Raw genomic sequence first — 18,400 nt, 5'->3', positions numbered from 1 at the left:
ATTTTATATATAATAATATTTTTTATGTTTCAGTTTATTTATAAAAATTCTGTTTAATAAAATATAAAACTCTAGTCACTTCATATATGTATTATCTAGAACCATTAAATTACTATTCACTTTTAAATAATACTAGTTAAACCGAATCTTTGAAGATGAATTTTGAGTTAATGTACCAAAATCTAAATCTAATAAAGGTATGGCTGTTTCAGGTAAAGCTAAAGCCTCTTTATAAGCAGTCTTTGCTTGAGGTGTTAAATATAAATGATTAAGTTTCTCATCGCTTTTAAAACCAATTGGAAATTGATAATGAAATTTTAAAGGTTTTTCAATATTAAAAGTAAAAATTGGTAATTGTAAGTTACTCTTATCTTTACCATATGTTGCATCTGCTAAAACATATTTATGAACATAATCAATTGAAAAATTAGAAAGCGTTAAACTCTTCAAACTTCCATCTTCTGCAATACGTGAATATACCATCACTGTACCTTTTGCTCGTCCCAGTAAAATTTTCATCTTGGAGCCAATCACAATACTACTCACAGGATAGTTAAATTTAGTTGGGTTTCCACCAATATTCGGTTCATCAATGGGTGTAGCAGTACCTTTAGCTTCAGCTTTAATCCCTAATCGCTCCCAAAAATCTCGTCTTAGCGTTTCTGGAAATGTATGTATTGAATCTGATTTGGTAAGACCCACAGGAATGGTCAGCCCTGCTTGTACATTACTTGTGAAGAATAATGATTGAATACCAAGGCTGAGTGCAAATATTAATTTTTTCATTCGATGCTACAAAATAGTGAAGTACATAAAGCTATTATTTACATAGCCTTATGTACTGTTTTAAAGATTTAAATAAAACTTGGTAAACCACGTGCAGGGTCAGTTTCTCTAGCTGCTTGAGCATTTTCAACTGTCAAACCAAGCGCCTTAGCCACACCTTCGCCATAAGCTGGATGACATGCATAGCAGTTACGAATGTGGCGATATTTAATGAAATCAAGAGCATCACCCATTGCGCGTGCAGTATTATCAAATAAAGCCTGTTGTTGCTCAGGAGTCATAAGTTCAAACAAAGCACGAGGTTGACTGAAATAATCGTTGTCATCTTCACGATAATTCCAGAAATCAGCATCCCCATTGATTTTTAAAGGAGGTTCTTTGTACTGAGGCTGTTCTTGCCATTGTCCAAAACTATTTGGCTCGTAATGTGGAAGACCGCCATAATTGGCATCGATGCGTCCTTGACCATCACGGTGATTACTATGAACTGGGCAACGCGCCGCATTTACAGGTATTTGCTGGTAGTTCACACCTAAACGATAACGCTGAGCATCAGCATAGTTAAATAAACGGGCTTGCAGCATGCGGTCTGGTGAAGCGCTAATGCCAGGAACCAGATTACTTGGTGCAAAAGCGGATTGTTCAACATCTAAGAAGAAATTTTCAGGATTTCGATTTAGCTCAAACTCACCCACTTCAATTAATGGATAATCTCCATGAGGCCAGACTTTTGTTAAATCAAATGGATGATATGGAACTTTTTCAGCATCTTGCTCAGGCATTACCTGTACATACAAAGTCCACTTAGGGAAATCTTTTCGTTCAATCGCATCAAATAAGTCACGTTGATGACTTTCGCGATCATGACCCACTAATTCACCAGCTTCAGCATCTGTTAAGTTTTTAATTCCCTGTTGGGTCCGGAAGTGAAATTTCACCCAGAAACGTCCATTTGCACTATTGATGAAACTATAGGTATGGCTACTAAAACCGTGCATATGGCGATAAGACGCAGGAATACCACGATCAGACATAACAATAGTGACCTGATGTAAAGCTTCAGGTAATAAAGTCCAAAAATCCCAGTTATTCGTTGCGCTACGCAAGTTAGTTTTAGGATCTCGTTTTACTGCTTTATTTAAATCTGGAAATTTACGTGGATCACGTAAGAAGAACACTGGTGTATTGTTACCCACCATGTCCCAGTTACCTTCCTCTGTATAAAACTTTAAAGCAAAGCCGCGAATATCACGTTCAGCATCTGCTGCTCCACGTTCACCAGCTACTGTGGTAAATCGAGCAAACATTTCTGTTCTCTTACCAATTTCACTAAAGATTTTAGCGCGGGTATATTGAGTAATATCATGAGTCACAGTGAAAGTACCGAATGCACCTGAACCTTTTGCATGCATACGACGTTCTGGAATTACTTCACGAACAAAGTTAGCTAATTTCTCGTTTAGCCATAAGTCTTGAGCAAGTAGAGGTCCTCTTGCACCTGCCGTCATACTATTCTGGTTATCTACAACTGGAGCCCCAAAATCAGTAGTAAGTTGGGAAAAAGGACATTTTTTAGTATCGTCATTCATTAATATGCACCCGAAAAATAATCAATCGAATCAATATAAAAAAGGGCAGTCAATTTTGGCTGCCCTCTTTTTAAAACTTAACTTCTAATAAATGCTAAAAGATCTTTATTAATTGTTTCTGCTTCTGTAGTTGGCATTCCGTGAGGGAATCCTGGGTAACTAATCAAAGTACCATTTTTAACGAGTTCCGCAGATTTTTTACCAGAAATTTCAAAAGGAACCACCTGATCATCTTCACCATGTAAGATGAGGACTGGAACTTCGATCTTTTTGAGAGCTTCGGTAAAATCTGTTTGAGAGAAGGCAACAATTCCGTCGTAATGAGCTTTTGCTCCGCCCATCATGCCCTGACGCCACCAATTTAACACCACAGGCTCTGATACTTTCGCTCCTGGGCGGTTAAATCCATAGAATGGACCTGCTGGTACATCGTGATAAAACTGTGAACGATTTTTAAAAAGTTGATTTTGAAGGTCATCAAAAACTTCTTTTGGTAAACCATCTGGATTACTTTCAGTTTTTACCATGAGTGGAGGAACGGCACTAATTAAAACAGCTTTAGCTACAGGGTCATTAGGATAACGAGCAACATAATACGCTACTTCACCACCACCTGTTGAATGCCCTACATGCACCGCGCCTTGTACACCTAAATGCTCAACCACAGCAGCAACGTCATCTGCATAATGGTCCATATCATGACCATCCCAGACTTGAGTTGAACGACCATGACCACGGCGGTCATGAGCAACTACACGAAAACCTTCTTTAAGGAAAAAAAGCATCTGCGCATCCCAGTCATCTGAGCTGAGCGGCCAACCATGGTGGAAGAAAATTACAGGAGCATCGCGAGGGCCCCAATCTTTATAAAAAATATCTACGCCGTCTTTTGTTGTGACATATCCCATTTTTGTTTCTCCTGTGTAAAAGTTACACTATCGATTTACTGTATATGCTCTAATTAATTCGTAATAAGTACATATATAATTTTCAATCCTACCCTCATGGATAGTCATAACATAGTAAGGTTAAAGTTCACTTGAAGGTCAATAGAATTTAGTAAAAACAACGTTTAAAAAGTGTAAAAAAATAATTTCTACAACACTAAAAACTAAGGATTTTCTTTAGATCATCTAAAAGTTAATCGGCTCTATCTATTCTTATCAAAAGTTATTCTAAATTCGTTACAACTGATTTTAATTCTTAGAAAAATAGCATATTGACATTCAAGTGAACTTTAAACTTATAGTAAACCTACAGGCGGAAAGTTGATATCTGCTTTCAAAGATTATCAGCTACTCAGTCGATCAATTTAAAGGTTAACCAATTATGAATACAAATAAAGCGTTCACTGAAGTTGAATTTGGTCAACAGAAAGTTAAAGTTCCCAAAGGTGGTTATTATGACCGCTTTAGAATGAATCCTGATTTAGATGAAGTTGCAAAAGATCCTGCAGCTGGAAATATAGATTTTTTCCGTAGCATTCCTAAAAAATTAGTTGAATCAAGAGTTGGACCTGTATGGGCTCCAAACTTTTATTACCGTAGCGGCAATGTGCAAGTTTTGATGCTTGCTCCAATTAAGCTGTTAAAGAAAAAATTACCTTCGCCTCTAGTACCCTTGGAAGCTTTCCCAGGTTATGGACTAGTTGCGCTCACCTTCTTCACTTATTCAGTTTGTGATAATGACCCATACAATGAAGCGTCTGTCGCTATTGTCGTGCGTAAACCTAAAGCTCATGGTCCGCATGCTTTAGAGCTGATTAACTCGATTCGTAAACGTCACTTTTATGCGCATGTATTAGCTTTACCTGTCGACACTGAAATCGCACGTGTACGTGGCGTATATGGTTATCAACTTCCAAAATGGCTAGCTGAAATTGATGTAAAGATTGATAAGAAAAAAGTTGAAGCAACACTTTCAACTTACAACAAATTAGATATCAGCCTAACAACCGCAACTCCGTCATTAAAAAGAGTTAAGTCTGAATCACGCATGGGTAAAGCCACGATGTTGCATTTAGTCGATAACGAGTGGCATCAAACTCTAGTGCAAACCAATGTTCTCTCATTTGGTGAAAAGCTTTTCCCACGTAAGGTAAAAGTGACACGCCATGGCGGCCATGTGAGCCAGCTCTTAGATCAGTTGGGCGCATCTACTATTCTTCGTCTCGATGTTATTGAAGATGCTCAGGTCGTGTTAAATCTACCGACTAAACTTTAATCATCAGTCAGTTAGCTTAGGATCGTTAAGCTATGTTTTGAGGTTTAAGATGAATACTCTCAATGAAGTAAGCAGCACTTTAAATGCATCAGAGATACTCTCTCGACAACGCAAAGCTTTTTTGAAAGCTGAACCACCAACACTTCAACAGCGTAAAGCAAGCCTTGCAAAGCTTCGTGCTGCGGTCATTGAATATCGTAGTGAATTACAAGTTGCTGCAAGTGAAGATTTTGGACATCGTTCATATCACGAAACAGATGTGATGGAACTTGTTGGTATTGTTCAGTCCATCGATTATTTAACGCGTAATTTACGCCGTTTCATGAAGCCCGAAAAGCGTCATGTTAGCTTATTCTATCGCTCGGCTAGTGCTCACATAGAATATCAGCCTAAAGGGATTATTGGGGTCATGGCTCCTTGGAACTACCCTATTTCTCTTACGCTTATTCCTCTTGCTACAGCGATTGCTGCCGGTAACCGAGCAATACTTAAACCATCGGAACTCACCCCTCGAACAAGTGAAGTGATCTCACGCATGCTTGCGGCGAACTTCTCTATAGAAGAAGTTGCGGTTGTTTTAGGTGGACCTGAAGTTGGTGCTGAATTTAGTGCACTGCCTTTCGACCATTTATTGTTTACAGGAAGCACACCTGTAGGCCGTAAAGTCATGAAAGCAGCAAGTGACAACCTCGTTCCACTGACTCTTGAATTAGGTGGTAAAAGTCCAGCTATTGTAGGTCGAGGCCACGTAAACTCGAGAACCATGACCAGTATTGCCTATGGAAAATTATCCAATGGCGGGCAAACATGTGTTGCTCCAGATTATGCTCTTGTTCATGAAGATGATTTAGAAGCATTTATTGAAGAATACAATGCCACAGTCTCTCGTTTCTATCCAAACGGGCCAGACTGTGATGATTACACTTCGATTGTCAATGAACGTCATTATGCTCGTTTACAAGGCTTGCTTGATAATGCAAAACAAAATGGCGCACGAGTTATTGAACTAGGAATCAAACCTGAATCGGCAAAGAATCGCACTCGTACTCTTGTTCCAACACTTGTTGTTGGAGCAAAAGATGATGATGCAATTATGAGAGAAGAAATCTTTGGCCCAATTCTACCCGTGCGTACCTACCGTGATATTGATGAAGTGATTAACTACATCAATGAACGAGACCGCCCACTCGCCTTATATTATTTTGGCGAAAAAGATGCTGACTGCAAAAAACTACTACGACGTACCACTTCAGGTAACGTTGGTATTAACAACACCATAATTCATGTGGCACAAGACGATCTACCTTTTGGTGGCATCGGCCCAAGTGGTATGGGTGCTTATCACGGAATTGAAGGTTTCCGTTCTATGAGCCATGCAAAAGGTATCTTTGATCAGGGCCGCTGGAATTTCCCAAGCTTCTTACATGCTCCTTTTGGAAAATTCATGGAATTAGCACTTGCCATTACCTTGGGTAAGAAAAAAGCTAAATCTTAATTATTTTTCATCCTCAGCGGGATTGAGCATTAAGTCTAAATTCCGCTTATTTAACAAACAATACCGAATAAGGAAACAACTTTATGAAATGTATCACTTTTAACGGTGCTGGCGGTCCTGAAGTTATTACAGTTAGTGAAAGACCTATGCCTGAATTAACAGATGATGGGATATTAATTGAAGTTGTTGCAGCAGGTATTAACGGTCCAGATGTAATGCAACGAAAAGGTTTGTATGCACCACCGCCTGGTGTGACAGACATTCCTGGACTCGAAGTTTCCGGAATTGTTAAACAAGTGGGCAAGCAAGTCACTAAGTTTAAAGCTGGCGATGAAGTCTGTGCGTTAGTTCCGGGTGGTGGCTATGCTGAATATGTAGTTGCCCATCAAGACAACGTACTCTTTATTCCTGAAGGTCTGACATTAATTGAAGGGGGAATTTTACTAGAAACCTTCATGACAGTTTGGTCACACCTTTTCCAACATGCAAAATTCCGCCCAAACAGTTCAATTTTAATACATGGCGGTACTTCAGGAATTGGTACTACCGCAACAATGTTAACTCGAGCTTTTGGAGCAACCCAAATTTTTACAACCGTATCGAGCAAAGAACATCAAGAAGCGAGTTTAAAAATTGGTGCTGATGTAGCCATAAATTATAATGAAGATGACTTTGTTGAGGTTGTAAAAAAACATACTGATGGTAAAGGTGTGGATTTTGTCTTAGATATTATTGCCGGAGATTACATCCAGCGAAATTATGAAGTCGCTGCAATGAACGGCACAATATTGCAAATAGGTGTGCTTAAAGGATTAGCGGATAAAGTCAATATTTTTCCAATGTTAGCTAAACGCTTAACTCATACAGGCGCTACCCTACGCTCTCAATCTGCAGAAGCTAAAGCAGAAGTGATGGCAGCACTTCAAGAAAAAGTATGGCCTTTAATTTCAAAAGGACAGATAAAACCGTTATTGTATAAAACCTTTGATCTTGAAGAGGCACGCCAAGCCCATGAGTTCCTTGATCAAGGGCAACATGTAGGTAAGTTAGCTTTAATTATAAAAAAATAAAGTTAGCTATATTAAAAAGAGACCAACTAGTGGTCTCTTTTTATTTTTTAGATTGCTTCTCTGGTCATCTCACCATTCACCAGTCTTAAAATCTGTAACGGGTTGCTGTCTTTTAAAGCCTCTGGCAATAAACTTTGCGGGTAGTTCTGGTAACACACTGGGCGCAAGTAACGGTCAATGGCCAAGGTGCCAACAGAAGTGCCTCGTGCATCTGAAGTCGCCGGATATGGCCCGCCGTGTACCATTGCATCACACACTTCCACACCCGTTGGATACCCGTTTATGAGTAATCGACCGGCTTTCTCTTCTAACACGGGAACCACATCTGCAAACTCGGTTAAGTCTGCTTCATCGGCAATTAAAGTCGCAGTAAGCTGACCATTCATGCTTTGTAGAGCTTGTAAGAGTTGAGCTTTATCTTCAACTTCAATGATGACTGTGGCTGGCCCAAAGATTTCTTCTTGCAGAAGCTGGTCACCCGCCAGTAAAAGCTCAACATCGGCTTTAAACAGTTGTGGCTGTGCCTGATTGCCTTGCTGGGCTTGACCTGCCAAGTGTTTAATACCTTGATGTGCAGTTAAGTGCTCAAGACCTGCCGTATAACTTTTTAAGGTTCCGGCATTCAGCATAGTCTGTGCAGGTTTACCACCCATAATTTCGGTCAGGTTGCTAATGAGCTGGCTAAATTCTGCTGATTTGATTCCCAAAATTAAACCCGGATTGGTACAGAACTGACCACAGCCTAAAACCACTGAATCTGCCAAGTCCTGTGCGATTTTGTCACCGCGGTTTTTTAGGGCTTCTGGCAACATCAACATCGGGTTAATACTGCTCATTTCAGCAAAGACTGGAATCGGTTGTGGACGGGCTGCCGCCATGTCACATAAAGCACGACCACCGCGAAGGGAACCAGTAAATCCAACCGCCTGAATTAAAGGATGTTTCACCAGTGGCTCACCCACGCCATTACCATAAATCATGTTAAATACACCTTTAGGCATATCTGATTTTTCGACAGCCCGTTCAATGGCTTGAGCCACGAAGTCCGCTGTAGCCATGTGTCCACTGTGGGCTTTCACCACCACAGAACAACCTGCGGCGAGTGCCGAAGCTGTGTCACCACCCGCAGTTGAAAAAGCGAGTGGAAAGTTACTTGCTCCAAAGACTGCCACAGGGCCAACACCAATTTTAATCTGACGTAGGTCTGGGCGCGGTAAAGGCTGACGCTCAGGCAAAGCCGTGTCAATCCGCGCTCCTAAAAAGTCACCACGGCGTAACACTTTGGCAAACAGGCGCATTTGCCCACTGGTACGGCCACGTTCGCCTTGCAAACGTGCCAGCGGTAAAGCTGTTTCTTGCGAAATAGTCTCTAAAAAATCGGTGCCTAATGCATCAAGTTCGTCAGCAATGTTTTCTAAAAAGGTAGCACGCTGTTCAGGTGAAGTATGACGGTAAGTCTTAAAGGCTTGGCTGGCCGCTTCACAAGCCTGATTCACTTCCTGTTCGGTTGCATGGTAAAACTCATACGGCAAAGCCTCACCAGTTGTTGCATTCACACTCTTTAATAAGTTTGTACCTTGTGCACTGCGTGAACCGCCAATAAAGTTGTGTCCAATGACCATTTTATATTCCTTAAAGAGTAATAACTGAACCAATCGGTAGCTCTGGTTGGGTATGGGCAAGTTTGTTTTTAAGTGGAAGACCGAACTCTTTCATCTCTATTTCAAACTCATCGTTGACTTGCGCTTGAATACCGTCGGCAAAAGACAAAGTGGCTGTACCGAAATAGTGAATATGAACATCCCCTGCTTTTAAAAATTGTTGATACTTAAAGTGGTGATATTCCAGATTTGCCAAGCTATGACACATATTGTCTTCACCAGATAAAAACTCTTTTTCCCAAATAATTTGTCCATCACGGCGTAAACGACTTGTTCCTACTAAATGTTTCGGTAACTCGCCTGTCCGTAAAGCTGGACCAAAACTGCAAAAACGCAATTTTGAATGGGCCAGATATAAATAATTACGGCGCTCCATCACGTGGTCAGAATATTCATTCCCCAATGCAAACCCGATTCGATAAGGCTTTAAATCTTCCCCAATAACGTATAGGCCTGCGATTTCAGGTTCTTCGCCGCCGTCTTCGGCAAATGGTGGTAAAGGCAACTCAGCTCCCGGTCTCACCACAATTGAACCGTCACCTTTATAAAACCATTCTGGCTGTGCCCCGATCTGGCCTTCTGGTGGACGTCCCTTTTGTAGTCCCCATTGAAATATCTGCATGGTGTCGGTCACAGAGCTGTCATCGCTTAAATTTTGCTGATGCATTTTGTCGCGTGCTGATGCAGAACCTAAATGGGTTAAACCTGTACCGGAAACTAAACAGTGCGTTGGGTCTGGATGATCTAAAGGCGGCAGTACCTTTAAATCTGCTAATAAAGATGAATAATCATAAGTCTCCGCTTCAAACCCTAGCGCCTCAACTTGTTGCTCCAATGAAACTTTATTGCGGATTGCTAAAAGTGCTAAATCACGAACCGATTGAATATTTTTAACCGGATATGCCATGTTGCCTTCTACTTTGGCAACAGCACGTTGATTTGCACGATTTTCAAATTGAATAATTTGCATGTTTTATTCCTTACAAAGGCTTTTGAATATTCACTGTTTGTGTTTTTTGACGTTCGAGCTTGGCATAGACGATGTAAGTCAAAATCAGGCCAAAAAGCATGACGATAGATAAGAAATACAAACCAGCAGCCATATTTCCTGTGTATTCTTTTAAAAGTCCAATGCCAAATGGCCCAACATAGCCACCTAAATTTCCGACAGAATTGATTAAGGCAATGCCAGCCGCTGCACTTGCACCCGTTAAGAAACGGCCTGGTAATGTCCAAAACACAGCAGTTGATGAAAATAGGCAGAACGCAACCACGGCCAAAGCAGCTAATTGCATGACTGGAGAATTTAGCCAACCACTCAAAAACATTGCGCAAGCGCCTAATGCGTAGAGAAAACTTAAATGTCCATAGCGGTCATTTAGACGGTCAGTACTACGTGGAATAATTAATAATCCAATAATTCCAAAAACGTAGGGAATGCTAGATAAGAAGCCAATTTGAAGATCAGTACCACCCCCAAATTGCTTGATAATAGAAGGCAACCACAGATTTAAACCGTAAATACTTAAAGTCACTGGTAGGTAATACAATGCTAATAAAAGTACGCGTTTGTCTTTTAAAGCATGTAATGGATTGGCATGTCGTGTTTGATCGTATTCGGCTTCATCTTTAATAAGTTCATTTTTAAGCCATTGCTTTTGTTCAATGCTTAACCATTTCACTTTATCAATGTTATCGGGTAACCACAGAAATGTTGGTAGAGCTAATAAAACTGCGGGTAAGCCAACTGCAATAAATAACCATTGCCAACCGTGTAAATTTGCAATGCCATCCATGCCAAGTAATAGACCAGCTAAAGGCCCAGCAATCATCATGGCGATGGGTTGCGAAAGCACAAACATTCCCATAATTTTTCCGCGATGCCGCACGGGATACCACTGAGTGATGAGGTATAAAACACCCGGAAAAAAGCCCGCTTCTGCTACACCTAGTAAAAACCGTAAGAAATAGAAGCTTTTTGGACCTTGAATGAGTGCCATTGCCATGGTGATTAAACCCCACGTCAATAAAATGCGGGTAAACCATTTGCGGGCACCAAATTTGTCTAAAAGTAAATTACTTGGAACTTCAAAAAGAAAATATCCAATGAAAAATAAGCCTGCTCCTAGACCGTAGGCTGCATCACCAATTCCGACATCGGCACCCATGTGCAAATGAGCAAAACCCACAGCGGCTCGATCGATGTATGCCACCAGATATAGTATGACTAATGCAGGTATCAGTTTAAACGTGACCGTCCGTATTACATCCTTTTCGAAATCCATGTTCGACTCCATTTCCTATTATTTACTTATAGAGCATCTTGCTCGTAAATTATCCTTTCAATTTAAAATATAGTAATACTATTTAAATTTCAAACCTTTTAAAAATAAAATTTATGGTGTATTTTTAATTTAATTAATTCTAATAGTAATACTATATAGGGAAATTTGTATGAATAACAAACAAGTTCTTCGTTCGGCTGCCTGGTTTGGTACAACGGATAAAAATGGCTTTATGTATCGTAGTTGGATGAAGAACCAAGGAATTCCAGATCATGAGTTTCAAGGCAAACCGATTATTGGGATTTGTAATACTTGGTCTGAACTTACGCCATGTAATGCCCATTTTCGAAAAATTGCCGAACACGTAAAAAAAGGGATTTTAGAAGCGGGCGGCTACCCTGTTGAGTTTCCTGTGTTCTCAAATGGTGAGTCGAATTTACGGCCTACCGCCATGTTTACCCGTAACTTAGCCAGTATGGATGTTGAAGAAGCTATTCGTGGTAACCCTATTGACGGCGTAGTGTTACTGACAGGTTGTGATAAAACCACCCCTGCATTATTAATGGGAGCTGCAAGCTGTGATATTCCTGCCATTGTAGTGACTGGTGGACCTATGCTTAATGGTAAGCACAAAGGTAAAGACATTGGTGCGGGCACCATCGTTTGGCAAATGCATGAAGAGTTAAAAGCAGGCAAAATCGATTTAAATGAATTTTTATCTGCTGAATCTGGTATGTCACGCTCGGCTGGTACATGTAACACCATGGGCACAGCTTCAACAATGGCGTGTATGGCTGAAGCCCTAGGCACTTCTTTACCCCACAATGCGGCTATTCCAGCGGTAGATTCGCGTCGTTATGTGTTGGCTCATCTTTCTGGCATGCGTATTGTTGACATGGTTCATGAAGATTTACGTCTTTCCAAAATCTTAACCAAAGAAGCTTTTGAAAATGCCATTAAAGTCAATGCAGCTATTGGTGGTTCAACTAATGCCGTGATTCACTTAAAAGCAATTGCCGGCCGTATTGGGGTCGATTTACAACTCGATGACTGGAACCGTATCGGCCGTGGCATGCCAACTATTGTTGACTTACAGCCTTCGGGTCGTTTTTTAATGGAAGAGTTCTATTATAGCGGTGGCTTACCAGCTGTGATTCGTCGTATGGGCGAAGCCAACCTTTTGCCACATCCACAAGCTTTAACCGTAAATGGTCAAGGCATTTGGGAAAATTGCCAGCAGTCACCTATTTATAACGATGAAGTGATTCGGAAAATAGATAATCCAATTCGACAAGATGGCGGCATGTGTATTTTACGCGGTAATTTAGCACCTAAAGGTGCGGTGCTTAAACCATCTGCTGCTACACCGGAACTGATGAAACACCGCGGTCGTGCAGTTGTATTTGAAAACTTTGATGACTATAAAGCCCGCATTAATGACCCAGATCTTGATGTCGATGAAACTTGTATTCTAGTCATGAAAAATGCTGGTCCTAAAGGTTATCCGGGCATGGCAGAAGTTGGAAATATGGGATTGCCACCAAAGGTTTTAGCCAAAGGCATTACCGACATGGTCCGTATTTCCGATGCACGGATGAGTGGAACAGCGTATGGCACGGTCGTTTTACATATTGCCCCAGAAGCTATGGCGGGCGGACCTTTAGCCGTAGTTCAAAATGGTGACTTTATTGAACTCGATGCCTATGCAGGAAAACTTCACCTAGAAGTAAGCGATGAAGAGCTTAAGCAACGTCTTGAGAATTTAGCGCCTCCAGCACCGCCAAGTTTTATTGGCGGCTACCGCAAACTCTATGTAGAACACGTTTTACAAGCCGATGAAGGTTGTGATTTTGATTTCTTGGTCGGTTGCCGTGGCTCGGAAGTTCCACGTCATTCTCATTAATAATTATTCTTGAAAAAGATGATCTTGTTAAAAGACAAGGTCATCTATACCATAGGATATTCAACATGTCGTAATAGTAAAATATGAGTAAAGCTGACTATAAAAATCCTATTCCTAGCAAAAGCCAACATGCATTAATTGTTCAACAATTGGGATTAAAAATTGTTTCTGGAGAAATCTCAGAAAACGAGAAGCTCCCGAGTGAAGTAGATTTATGTGAGGAATATAAAGTCAGCCGTCCTGTCTTTCGTGAAGCAATACGCGTTTTAAATGCTAAAGGCTTAACTTACTCAAGACCCAAAATCGGAACTGTGGTGAGGCCGAAAGACGAATGGCATTTACTTGACCCCGATGTACTGTTTTGGCTAATTCAAACAACGCCTGAACACGAATTTTTTAAAACCCTTTCTACCGTACGACGCGTTTTAGAACCAGAGCTGGCTTATATTGCAGCAAGTACGGCAAACGAAGATGATATTGAACGTATTAAACATGCTTATGAAGGGATGGAAAAAGCGACCACAGTTGAAGAATTTATAGAGCCAGATATTCAATTTCACTTAGCAATTGCCAAAGCAACTCATAATGACTTGCTGGCTTATATGTCGAAAATGCTGGTCTTACCTTTACAACAATCGATCCAAGTCACCAGTTTACGCCCAAATTTACAAAGTCACTCGTTACCTAGACATAAAGCGATTTTGACAGCAATTGAAAATAAAGATCCACTCTCTGCTCGCCATGCCTCTCTCGTTCAACTAGACGACACCAAAATGGCTTATGATTTAATTAAAAAATAATTTTATAGATTGGTGGCATAAAGCCTGATCACTCAAAATAAAGTCATCAGGCTTTTTTATTTATAAATTAGAACACTTTTTTTACAGAAACTGTAAAGGTCGAATCAATCGGATTTGATATAGGTGCGTCCGGCTCACCATTACTATACTTTTTATAGAAACCATTTTTATCCCATGCTTTGGTATAAGCTAATCCTGTACTCCAACCATCGCCTAAATCTTTAATCAGCTCGGCTTTAACATCCTGAAAATTAGCTTCTGAGAAGTTTTTAATTCTTTCATAGCCATAATGAGCACCGAAGGTCCAAGTTTCATTGATAGGCTGTGTAAAGTTCAGGTCTAAATAAGTTGTTCCTCTTGACCGTTTACCTGCTGGACCTCCCATCGTATCTGAGTTATAGCCTGCATAATCGGGTGTATAGGTAATAAAATATTTAAGACTTAGAGGACCATAGCTAATTTGAGGTACAATTTCGCCATAGTTATAACTGGTACTGCCCGTTTCAGGCGTACTTGCGGCTCCCGGATAGTAGTAATAAAAAACAGTCATTCCAGCCGAAAATTTATCGAAAGTTTTGATATAACCTGCATAAAAATCCCACTCAACTGAAGCATCTCTAAGATAGTTAGAACTTACATTGGATGCCCAAGTACCCACAAATAATCCATTCGGATTTGCATAATCTAGACCAACCTGTAATGCAGGCTTGCCCCAAGTTTGTTGAAAACCACGTGAAATATATTGACTTGCGAAGGTTACATTAGCACTGTAGGGAGAAACTTGTTCTTGTTCATTTAATTGTTCAGCATGTATAACACCTGTAGACATAATGAGAGAAGCTACGCCTAAAATTTTTCTCATCTATTAATTCCTTTTAAATATTACCTATAGGTTTAAAGTTTTTAAAATAACATGATAAGTTATTTAAAAGCGTATTAAAAACTTATAAATTTAAATTTCTGGACACTTCTTCTTGACTATAGATCTCTTCAATACAATCTAAAATTTTAGGGATATACGAACTTTGGTCCATGTTTCGCATTGATAAAGAAATAGGACTATAAGCTTCTAAATCTAAGATATTTAAATAAGTGAGATTCTTCATTCCAATGTCACAGGCACTTTCCGGAATAATACAAATACCCTCCCCAGATGCCACTAATCCTAAGGCCATATGGATTTCTCGTACTTCTGTCAACTTGGCTGGAATTAAGCCTAGCTTGGTAAATAAAGCTTGAATTGTGGTCGAAAAATTAGGCTTCGGTGTGGTTGGATAAGAAAAAATAGTCTCATTAATAATCTGAGATAAGTAAATTCCTGAATCTTGAAACTCACTTAATGGATGCTTTTTATGAATCGCGAGTTTTAATTTTTCTTTTCGAAGTAAAAGTCTCTTAATGGCAGGGTCACTAATTGGTAATCGGCCAAAACCTAAATCGATTTTTCCTAACTTTAAAGCCTCGACCTGATCTCGGGTGCCACATTCAATAAGCTCGACATGAATATCAGGATTTTTTTGTCTAAATAGATAAATGACTTGGGGTAATCGTCCGTAAAGAAGTGAGCTCACATAGCCAACTTTGACAATATTTTCGACCAGCTTCATTTTTTTAGCCATCGAAGCTGCTTGAGCCGTATGTGTTAAAATTTGAACAGCATGTTGATAAAAAAACAGCCCTGCTTCTGTGGCTTTTAATGGACGCGACCCTTTCACAAACAAATCAATGCCTAACTCTTCTTCTAGTTTTTTGATTTGACGTGTTAAAGGTGGCTGGGCAATAAAAAGCTTCTCAGCCGCTTTTGTCAGACTTTGCTCCTCAACAACGGTCACAAAATAACGTAGATGTCTTAATTCCATTAATATACCTTTTTAGTATCTTAAAATACCGTTCTATATCTATTTTAGGCTATTACATTCTTCTATGGTATGTAAACAAGTTTGAAATAGTTGAAACTTCATGTATAGAACCATAGAAACCATACTTGTGGATATTCCAACTATCCGTCCTCACCAATTGTCTGTGACTACAATGCGTACTCAGACTTTGGTGCTCGTTAAAATTACGACCACGGATGGTATTGTCGGTTGGGGCGAAGCGACCACCATTGGTGGACTGAACTATGGTGAAGAAAGTCCTGAAAGTGTCAAAGCCAATATTGATACTTACTTTGCACCATTACTCACATCAGTTAAAGAGTTAAATGTTGCTCAAACACTAAAACTGATTCGTAAGAATATTAATGGTAACCGTTTTGCGAAATGTGCCATTCAGACTGCCCTACTTGATATTCAGGCAAAACGTTTAGGCGTGCCGTTAAGCGAAGTTTTAGGTGGACGTCTGCGTAATAGTTTACCTGTACTTTGGACACTCGCGTCTGGTGACACAGAAAAAGATATTGCTGAAGCTCGAAAAATGATTGAGTTAAAACGTCATAACACGTTCAAACTCAAAATCGGTGCACGCCATTTGCAACATGATGTTGATCATGTGATTGCAATTAAAAAAGCACTAGGTGCAGATATTAGTGTACGTGTCGATGTAAATCGTGCATGGTCAGAGCTGGAATGTATTCAAGGTATTCAACAACTGCAAGATGGCGGGATTGATTTAATTGAACAGCCTTGTGCTATTCAAAATACTGAAGCACTTGCTCGTTTAACGCGTCGTTTTGATGTCGCAATCATGGCAGATGAAGCTTTAACAGGCCCTGACAGCGCATATCGTATTGCAAAAAGTCAGGGTGCAGATGTATTTGCCGTGAAAATTGAACAGTCTGGTGGTCTGATTGAAGCATGTGAAGTTGCCAAGATTGCGGGTTTAGCAGGAATCGATCTTTATGGCGGCACTATGCTTGAAGGCCCTGTAGGTAGTATGGCTTCTGCTCATGCATTTGCAACCTTTGAAACATTAGCGTTTGGCACAGAATTATTTGGTCCGTTATTACTTACCGAAGAAATTTTGAAAGAACCGCTGCGTTACGAAAACTTTGAATTGCACTTGCCAACAGCTCCAGGCTTAGGCATTGAAATTGATGAAGATAAAGTTGAAAAGTTACGTCGTTAAGGCAACAGGATAAGGAGTTTCCCATGTTATTTCAAGTACGTATGGATGTGCATATTCCACTTGATATGCCAGCCGACAAAGCAAATGAAATTAAGGCCGTTGAAAAAGCCTATTCGCAAGATTTACAGCGTCAAGGTAAATGGCGTCACATCTGGCGTATTACAGGCCAGTACTCAAACATCAGTATTTTTGATGTCGAGAGCAATGAAGAATTGCACAACATTTTACAGGGATTACCTCTCTATCCTTACATGAATATCGAAGTGATGGCGCTTAATCGCCACCCTTCTTCTGTTCGTGATGATGATTCGTAATCCAAAAAAAATAGTTTGAGTGTGTGGTCTGAAGCACATTTAAAAACTAAATATATTGATTCAGAAGGTAACAAGGAACGTGGCAGCAACCATTCGCTAGCAAAATAAAATGCCCGCAACGCTGCCACCCAAAACCGTATTGCATACTTAAGGAGCTTTAGTATGAACCGTCAACAAATTGATGCGCTTGTAAAACAAATGAATGTCGACACTGCAAAAGGCGAAGTCGATGCACGTGTTCAGCAAATTGTAGTGCGCCTTCTCGGGGATTTATTTCAAGCCATCGAAGACTTAGACATCCAACCTTCAGAAGTATGGAAAGGTTTGGAATATTTCACAGACGCAGGTCAAGCCAATGAACTTGGTCTTTTGGCAGCTGGCTTAGGTCTAGAGCACTATCTTGATTTACGTGCAGATGAAGCTGATGCAAAAGCTGGCGTTACTGGTGGCACACCTCGTACCATTGAAGGTCCACTTTATGTAGCGGGTGCGCCTGAATCTGTTGGTTTTGCGCGTATGGATGATGGTACTGAATCTGGCAAAATCGATACCTTAATTATTGAAGGTACTGTGACTGATACTGATGGCAATATCATTGAAAATGCTAAAGTTGAAGTTTGGCATGCCAACAGTTTAGGTAACTACTCATTCTTTGATAAGTCTCAATCTGACTTTAACTTACGCCGTAGTATTTTGACTGATGCAAATGGTAAATATGTTGCATTAACGACTATGCCTGTTGGTTATGGTTGCCCGCCAGAAGGTACAACTCAAGCCCTTCTTAACAAGTTAGGCCGTCATGGTAACCGTCCATCTCACGTTCACTACTTTGTATCAGCACCAGGTTATCGCAAGCTGACTACTCAATTCAACATTGAGGGTGATGAGTACTTATGGGACGACTTCGCTTTCGCAACTCGTGATGGCTTAGTAGCAACAGCAGTTGATGTAACTGACCCAGCTGAAATTCAACGCCGTGGTTTAGATCACGCTTTCAAACACATCACGTTCAATATTGAACTTGTTAAAGATGTTGATGCTGCACCTTCAACTGAAGTTGAACGTCGTCGCGCTAGCGCTTAATTGAAAGTGTATGTGAGTTAAAAGTTCGCTTTTGACTCACAAAATTTATTCCATTTATTACTACCATTAAGAATTTCAATAAATTTTTAGCGGTAGTAATACATCACGTTACCTCATGCTCTAAG

16 protein-coding genes are annotated in these 18,400 nt (G+C 40.2%); 8 read left to right on the top strand and 8 right to left on the bottom strand.

Annotated elements, in window-relative coordinates; translation table 11 throughout:
• Positions 1–132: 132 nt before the first annotated feature.
• From OD757_RS17815 to OD757_RS17805, 3 genes are all read right to left on the bottom strand, one after another.
• On the bottom strand, positions 133–786 hold the full coding sequence (locus OD757_RS17815; protein ID WP_263032705.1) for a hypothetical protein: 654 nt from the start codon (positions 784–786) through the stop codon (positions 133–135).
• 68 nt (positions 787–854) lie between these two features.
• Positions 855–2,375 carry a catalase gene (locus tag OD757_RS17810; protein ID WP_263032704.1) on the bottom strand — a complete coding sequence of 507 codons (1,521 nt, stop codon included), beginning with the start codon at positions 2,373–2,375 and terminating at the stop codon, positions 855–857.
• A gap of 77 nt (positions 2,376–2,452) precedes the next feature.
• Positions 2,453–3,283: an alpha/beta fold hydrolase gene (locus tag OD757_RS17805; protein ID WP_033847154.1), complete on the bottom strand. Its 831-nt coding sequence runs from the start codon at positions 3,281–3,283 to the stop codon at positions 2,453–2,455.
• Positions 3,284–3,704: 421 nt separating this feature from the next.
• Here OD757_RS17805 and OD757_RS17800 point away from each other — a divergent pair, with 421 nt between their 5' ends.
• The 3 genes from OD757_RS17800 to OD757_RS17790 all read left to right on the top strand — a co-directional run bounded on the left by OD757_RS17800 (position 3,705) and on the right by OD757_RS17790 (position 7,163).
• Entirely contained in the window at positions 3,705–4,598 is an 894-nt protein-coding gene (locus tag OD757_RS17800) for an acetoacetate decarboxylase family protein (protein ID WP_049836786.1), read from the top strand.
• Between the two features lie 49 nt (positions 4,599–4,647).
• Entirely contained in the window at positions 4,648–6,093 is a 1,446-nt protein-coding gene (locus OD757_RS17795) for a coniferyl aldehyde dehydrogenase (RefSeq protein ID WP_263032703.1), read from the top strand.
• An 83-nt stretch (positions 6,094–6,176) separates the two neighbouring features.
• A complete protein-coding gene (locus OD757_RS17790; RefSeq protein WP_263032702.1) occupies positions 6,177–7,163 on the top strand; it encodes an NAD(P)H-quinone oxidoreductase in 987 nt (328 codons plus the stop codon).
• A gap of 47 nt (positions 7,164–7,210) precedes the next feature.
• Here the strand turns inward: OD757_RS17790 and OD757_RS17785 are convergent, their stop codons facing one another.
• Genes OD757_RS17785 through abaQ form a run of 3 tightly spaced genes read right to left on the bottom strand, consistent with a single transcriptional unit; the run spans position 7,211 to position 11,109 of the window.
• Positions 7,211–8,785, bottom strand: a complete 1,575-nt coding sequence (locus OD757_RS17785; RefSeq protein WP_263032701.1) for an aldehyde dehydrogenase (NADP(+)) — start codon at positions 8,783–8,785, stop codon at positions 7,211–7,213.
• A 10-nt stretch (positions 8,786–8,795) separates the two neighbouring features.
• Positions 8,796–9,794 carry an AraD1 family protein gene (gene araD1 / locus OD757_RS17780; RefSeq protein ID WP_263032700.1) on the bottom strand — a complete coding sequence of 333 codons (999 nt, stop codon included), beginning with the start codon at positions 9,792–9,794 and terminating at the stop codon, positions 8,796–8,798.
• A gap of 10 nt (positions 9,795–9,804) precedes the next feature.
• Positions 9,805–11,109, bottom strand: a complete 1,305-nt coding sequence (gene abaQ, locus OD757_RS17775) for a multidrug efflux MFS transporter AbaQ (RefSeq protein ID WP_034677663.1) — start codon at positions 11,107–11,109, stop codon at positions 9,805–9,807.
• A 169-nt stretch (positions 11,110–11,278) separates the two neighbouring features.
• Between abaQ and OD757_RS17770 the strand changes: the two genes are divergently transcribed.
• Positions 11,279–13,012 (top strand): IlvD/Edd family dehydratase, encoded by a 1,734-nt coding sequence (locus OD757_RS17770; protein ID WP_263032699.1) that lies wholly within the window; start codon positions 11,279–11,281, stop codon positions 13,010–13,012.
• Between the two features lie 83 nt (positions 13,013–13,095).
• Positions 13,096–13,812: a FadR/GntR family transcriptional regulator gene (locus OD757_RS17765; RefSeq protein WP_263032698.1), complete on the top strand. Its 717-nt coding sequence runs from the start codon at positions 13,096–13,098 to the stop codon at positions 13,810–13,812.
• A gap of 67 nt (positions 13,813–13,879) precedes the next feature.
• Here the strand turns inward: OD757_RS17765 and OD757_RS17760 are convergent, their stop codons facing one another.
• Entirely contained in the window at positions 13,880–14,674 is a 795-nt protein-coding gene (locus tag OD757_RS17760) for a TorF family putative porin (protein ID WP_263032697.1), read from the bottom strand.
• A gap of 82 nt (positions 14,675–14,756) precedes the next feature.
• On the bottom strand, positions 14,757–15,671 hold the full coding sequence (locus tag OD757_RS17755; RefSeq protein WP_263032696.1) for a LysR family transcriptional regulator: 915 nt from the start codon (positions 15,669–15,671) through the stop codon (positions 14,757–14,759).
• Positions 15,672–15,771: 100 nt separating this feature from the next.
• Between OD757_RS17755 and OD757_RS17750 the strand changes: the two genes are divergently transcribed.
• From OD757_RS17750 to catA, 3 genes are all read left to right on the top strand, one after another.
• On the top strand, positions 15,772–16,878 hold the full coding sequence (locus tag OD757_RS17750; protein WP_263032695.1) for a muconate/chloromuconate family cycloisomerase: 1,107 nt from the start codon (positions 15,772–15,774) through the stop codon (positions 16,876–16,878).
• A 23-nt stretch (positions 16,879–16,901) separates the two neighbouring features.
• Positions 16,902–17,192, top strand: coding sequence for a muconolactone Delta-isomerase (gene catC, locus OD757_RS17745; RefSeq protein ID WP_263032694.1), 291 nt, complete (start codon positions 16,902–16,904; stop codon positions 17,190–17,192).
• Between the two features lie 162 nt (positions 17,193–17,354).
• Entirely contained in the window at positions 17,355–18,275 is a 921-nt protein-coding gene (gene catA / locus OD757_RS17740; RefSeq protein ID WP_263032693.1) for a catechol 1,2-dioxygenase, read from the top strand.
• The last annotated feature ends 125 nt before the right edge of the window (positions 18,276–18,400 follow it).

Source organism: Acinetobacter sp. AYS6, assembly GCF_025630795.1.
In the GTDB taxonomy this organism is placed as follows: domain Bacteria; phylum Pseudomonadota; class Gammaproteobacteria; order Pseudomonadales; family Moraxellaceae; genus Acinetobacter.
This window is presented reverse-complemented; position numbering and strand designations above follow the sequence as displayed.

Excerpts from the sequence above, each read along its gene's own strand:
- OD757_RS17815 (WP_263032705.1), bottom strand. The coding sequence starts at position 786 with ATGAAAAAATTAATATTTGCACTCAGCCTTGGTATTCAATCATTATTC.
- OD757_RS17810 (WP_263032704.1), bottom strand. The coding sequence starts at position 2,375 with ATGAATGACGATACTAAAAAATGTCCTTTTTCCCAACTTACTACTGAT.
- OD757_RS17805 (WP_033847154.1), bottom strand. The coding sequence starts at position 3,283 with ATGGGATATGTCACAACAAAAGACGGCGTAGATATTTTTTATAAAGAT.
- OD757_RS17800 (WP_049836786.1), top strand. The coding sequence starts at position 3,705 with ATGAATACAAATAAAGCGTTCACTGAAGTTGAATTTGGTCAACAGAAA.
- OD757_RS17795 (WP_263032703.1), top strand. The coding sequence starts at position 4,648 with ATGAATACTCTCAATGAAGTAAGCAGCACTTTAAATGCATCAGAGATA.
- OD757_RS17790 (WP_263032702.1), top strand. The coding sequence starts at position 6,177 with ATGAAATGTATCACTTTTAACGGTGCTGGCGGTCCTGAAGTTATTACA.
- OD757_RS17785 (WP_263032701.1), bottom strand. The coding sequence starts at position 8,785 with ATGGTCATTGGACACAACTTTATTGGCGGTTCACGCAGTGCACAAGGT.
- araD1 (WP_263032700.1), bottom strand. The coding sequence starts at position 9,794 with ATGCAAATTATTCAATTTGAAAATCGTGCAAATCAACGTGCTGTTGCC.
- abaQ (WP_034677663.1), bottom strand. The coding sequence starts at position 11,109 with ATGGATTTCGAAAAGGATGTAATACGGACGGTCACGTTTAAACTGATA.
- OD757_RS17770 (WP_263032699.1), top strand. The coding sequence starts at position 11,279 with ATGAATAACAAACAAGTTCTTCGTTCGGCTGCCTGGTTTGGTACAACG.
- OD757_RS17765 (WP_263032698.1), top strand. The coding sequence starts at position 13,096 with ATGAGTAAAGCTGACTATAAAAATCCTATTCCTAGCAAAAGCCAACAT.
- OD757_RS17760 (WP_263032697.1), bottom strand. The coding sequence starts at position 14,674 with ATGAGAAAAATTTTAGGCGTAGCTTCTCTCATTATGTCTACAGGTGTT.
- OD757_RS17755 (WP_263032696.1), bottom strand. The coding sequence starts at position 15,671 with ATGGAATTAAGACATCTACGTTATTTTGTGACCGTTGTTGAGGAGCAA.
- OD757_RS17750 (WP_263032695.1), top strand. The coding sequence starts at position 15,772 with ATGTATAGAACCATAGAAACCATACTTGTGGATATTCCAACTATCCGT.
- catC (WP_263032694.1), top strand. The coding sequence starts at position 16,902 with ATGTTATTTCAAGTACGTATGGATGTGCATATTCCACTTGATATGCCA.
- catA (WP_263032693.1), top strand. The coding sequence starts at position 17,355 with ATGAACCGTCAACAAATTGATGCGCTTGTAAAACAAATGAATGTCGAC.